2 protein-coding genes are annotated in these 4,192 nt (G+C 74.2%); one reads left to right on the top strand and one right to left on the bottom strand.

What is annotated here, in order from left to right:
• Nucleotides 1-92: 92 nt before the first annotated feature.
• Nucleotides 93-1,082 carry an RICIN domain-containing protein gene (locus ACWF94_RS34980; RefSeq protein ID WP_453498067.1) on the bottom strand — a complete coding sequence of 330 codons (990 nt, stop codon included), beginning with the start codon at nt 1,080-1,082 and terminating at the stop codon, nt 93-95.
• A 340-nt stretch (nt 1,083-1,422) separates the two neighbouring features.
• Here ACWF94_RS34980 and ACWF94_RS34985 point away from each other — a divergent pair.
• A partial coding sequence (locus tag ACWF94_RS34985; RefSeq protein WP_453498070.1) for an FtsX-like permease family protein occupies nt 1,423-4,192 on the top strand: 2,770 nt, incomplete at its 3' end.

Here is a 4,192-nt window from a genome sequence, read left to right on the forward strand (position 1 = left end):
GGCTTGATTTGCTCACCCAGGCCGTCCTCAAACGCCGGACAGGCTTGATGTGAGCTCCCGGAGCCGCGAGCCCGAGGAGATGCGTGTGTCGGTCAGGGGGCGGGTTCGATGGTGAAGACGTGGCTGCGTTTGTTCGTGCAGGGTTCCATCAGCGCGGCGGCTCCCTCGGTGGTCTTGGCGCCCTGGATGGCCACGCAGCCCTGGCCATTCACGCGCAGCACGAATTGATGGCTGCCGTCGGGGCCGTAGGGAGTGATGTGGAACCGGCTGGTCTGGTCGCAGGCTTCCCAGGGTTCCAGGAGTCCGTCAGCGGGTTTTCCGCGCAGTGCTTTCAGACAGGCTTTGCCGTGGTCGGGATGGAACCAGCGAATGCGGTATTCGTCTCCGCCGAGTGACTCAAGCAGGGTTTCCTGGGGTGCGGTCTCGCCGCAGGGCCGTTGGACGGCCACCAGGGGCTCGTACCCGGGGACACGGCCGTCGGTCAGACAGAGGGTCGGCGACAGAACGGGTCGGATCTGTACCCGGCCCCCGGGCAGACGGTCCTTGTCTTCGCTTCCGTCCTGTTCGCCCGGTGCGAGCACCACCCAGGCGGTCACGCACACCGGCAACAGCACAGCCAGCGAAGCGAGCAGCCACCTCCGAACCCTCGGTGGGCGGCCACGGCTCGGGCCGCCCGAGCTGCTGGGCGGATCGGCATCGGGCGCAGTGGCGTCCGGTACGGCCGATCCGTCGCGTACGCCCAAGGCGTCCCGTACGGCCGGCGCATCCCGTTCGGCAGTGGCGTCCCGTGCGGCAAGGGCTTCCCGTGCCGTAAGGGCTTCCCAGGCTGCCAGCCACTCCGCTGCCCGTTCGTCCTCGCCGCATGCCCGGACGAATGCGGTCAACAGTTCCGGGCGCAGCTTGGCCTTGGAGGACAGGACGTTGGCGAGGGTGCTGCGTGGGAGCGTCTCGCCCCGCGCCGCCGCCCGCTGCTCCAACTGCCGGTATGTCAGACCCGAGCGCTGCTTGAGCTGCTTCAGAGCGATGATGAACTCGCCCTCGTTCTCGGCCTGTTGGGGCCCTAGGCGCTCCGTCTCCCCCATGGCGGCATGTTCTCCTGTGCTCCGGCGACCGCGCAACCCGTGCCGGGAACCCAGGTGCCCGGGGAGAATCCGGACAAGGACCGATGAGCCCGGACAAGGACCGATCCGCTGCCCGGACAAGCCCCGAGGCCGGCCCTGGGACCGCGGTGGCGGTGCGCCCGGAGCCCGGCGCGCGGGCGCGGGTGCCGGGCCGAGGTACCACCCGTATCTCCTTTCACCTGAACCCCTTTCCTTAGCGCGGGTCCTCTGAAAGCATCCCGTTCGGAAAGATCTTTCAGGGGACGTACACCTTTCCGGTGACGTGCGTCAGGGGACCGCGGGGAACATCAGGGGGCAGCAGGTGGCGGGGTTTCTGTTTCTCCGTGCCCGCGGGCACCGGCTGCTGCTCACGGCCGCGCTGCTCGCCGTACTGCTGACCACGGCCGTGCTGGCGACGCTGACCGCGTTCGCGGGGTCCGTCGGGGACGCGGGGCTGCGGCACGCGCTGCGGACCAGGGACGCCTCGGCCGCCGCGCTGATCATCACGTCGGAGACTCCCGGTGCCGACCGCGCCGCCGCCACCCGGGACGCCCGGCGGGGCGCGCGGCAGGCGTTCGACGGGCTGCCGGTCACCCTGCGGCAGTTCGACCACTCGGGGCCGTACGCCCTGCCGCGTGCGTTGCAGCCGGCCGCCGCGCGCAAGGGTGAGCCGGATCTGACCGCCTTCGCCGTCATGGACCGTTCCCGGGTCCGGCTGACGGCGGGCGGCTGGCCGTCGGCCGACCAGGCCGACCATGCGGGTTCGGTGATCGAGGTCGCCCTCCCCGAGGACGCCGCGCGGCAGCTCGAACTCGTCCCGGGCCCCCGGGTGCTGACCCTCACCGACCGGCTGGGCGGCCCCCAGGCCCGGGTGCGCGTGAGCGGTCTCTACCGGCCGGTGGACCGGAGCGATCCGTACTGGCGGCTGGACGCGCTGGCCGGGCGCGGGGTGCGCAAGGACGTCTTCACCACCTACGGGCCGCTGCTCACCGACGGGACCGTCCTCGGCTCCGGCCGCGTCAGCCGGGCGAAACAGTCCTGGCTGGCCACCGCCGACTTCGGGACGCTCCGCACCGACCGGATCGGCGCGCTGCGGACCGCCGCGAAGAACGGCCAGAAGCTGGTGAGCGCCCAGCCGTCGCTGAAGAGCGGTGTGGTGGCGAGCACCTCGCTGCCCACGGTGCTCGACCGGCTGGAGCGGGCGCTGCTGGTGTCGCGGGGGACGCTGCTGATCGTCTCGCTGCAGCTGGTCCTGCTCGCCGCGTACGCGCTGCTGCTGGTCGCCCGGCTGCTGAGTACGGAGCGGGCGGGCGAGACCCGGGTGCTGCTGGCCCGGGGCGCGTCCCGGGGCCGGATCGCGTCTCTCGCCGCGCTGGAGGCGCTGCTGCTCGCGCTGCCCGCCGCCGTGTGCGCGCCGCTGCTCGCGGGTCCGCTGACCCGGCTGCTGACCGAGCGGGGGCCGCTGGCCAGGATCGGGGTGCGGGTCGACACCACGCTGACGGCCGAGGTCCTGCTGGTGGGCGCGGCGGTGGCGCTGGCGTGTGCGGCGGCCGTCGTCGTCCCCGCGCTGACCGCCGCGCGTGCGCCGGGCGGCCGGGCCCGCGCACTGCCCGCGCCGCTGCGGGCCGGTGCCGATCTGGCGCTGCTCGCGGTCGCGGCGGTCGCGTACTGGCAGCTCGACCGGCGCACCTCCGGCAGCGGTGCGCTCAGCGGCGACCGCGAAGGGCGGCTGGGTATCGATCCGCTGCTCGTGGTGGCACCCGCGCTGGCGCTGCTCGCCGGTACCGTCCTCGCCCTGCGGCTGCTGCCCCCCGCCGCGAGGCTCGCCGAGCGGCGCGCGGCCCGGAGCCGGGGGCTGACCGGCTCCCTCGCCGGCTGGCAGTTCAGCCGCCGCCCGCTGCGCGGCGCGGGCCCGGTGCTGCTGCTGGTGCTCGCGGTCGCGATGGGGATGCTGGCGATCGGCCAGGGCGCGTCGTGGGACCGTTCGCAGGACGACCAGGCCGACTTCAGATCCGGTGCTCCGGTACGGGTGCTGAGCAGCGGTACCCCCCAGTTCGGGCAGGGCGGGGTGTACGACGGGGTGCCGGGCGTCCGGTCGGCGGTTCCGGCGGCCCGCGCCGACATGGGGCTCTCGGGCGGCAGGCAGGCCACCGTACTGGCACTCGACACCGGGCTCGCCGCCCGGGATCTGCGGCTCCGGCGGGACCTGGGGAACGGCAGCCCGGAGCGGCTCGTCGCCGCCCTGCGCCCGCCCCGGACGGCCCGGCCGGGGATCCCGCTGCCCGAGGACACGGCGCGGCTCGTGCTCGGTATCACGCTGCGTGCGGCCTACGGCGGGCCGCACGCGACTCCCGCCGCCGACAGCCGTTCCGGGACGCCGGGCACCAGGGCCACTCTCGTCTTCGAGGACCGCTTCGAGGTGCCGTACCGGATTCAGCTGGACACTCTGGAGGCGGACGGCAGACGGCGCCCGGTGACCGTGGATCTGGCGAAGGCCGCCGGTGCCCCGGCGGGCCGGCCGGCCGGGCCGCTGGCGCTGACTGCGGTCGAGTTCGACGAGGAGGGGCGCCCGGACCGGATCGCGCCCAAGCGGTTCACGATCGACACCCTGCGGTCGGTCGGCGCGGCCGGTGCGGAGCGGGCGGTCACCGTACCGGAGGGCGTGGCCTGGGAGGCGCGGGCGACCCCGGACCCGCAGCCCGTTCCGGGGGACGCGAGCGAGGCCGCGCCCGAGGTCACCGCCGCCGGCTCGTCGGCGAAGGTGGCGCTCGACATCCGCTACCACACGGGCAAGTCGGTCTATGACGATCCCTGGGGCAGCGAGCGCCGGGTCACCGTCCGGGCGGTCGCCCGGCGGACCGCGCCCGCCGTACCGGCCGCGCTGGCGAGCGAGCGGTTCCTGGCGTCGAGCGGTGCGAAGGTCGGCTCGGTGATCGACGTACCGATGCCCGGCGGGGACATCAAGGTACGGATCGCGGGCTCCCTGAGGAGCGTGCCGACCACGGGTGCCGATGTCCGCGCGCCCCGCCCGGACGGGGCTCCCGGGCTCGACGGCGGTGCGCTGCTGCTGGATCTGCGGGCCGTCAACCGGG

It is taken from the genome of Streptomyces sp. NPDC055078 (assembly GCF_053607985.1).

What these genes read in the sequence shown, in the direction of transcription:
- ACWF94_RS34980 (WP_453498067.1), bottom strand. Translation starts at nt 1,082, where the DNA reads ATGGGGGAGACGGAGCGCCTAGGGCCCCAACAGGCCGAGAACGAGGGC.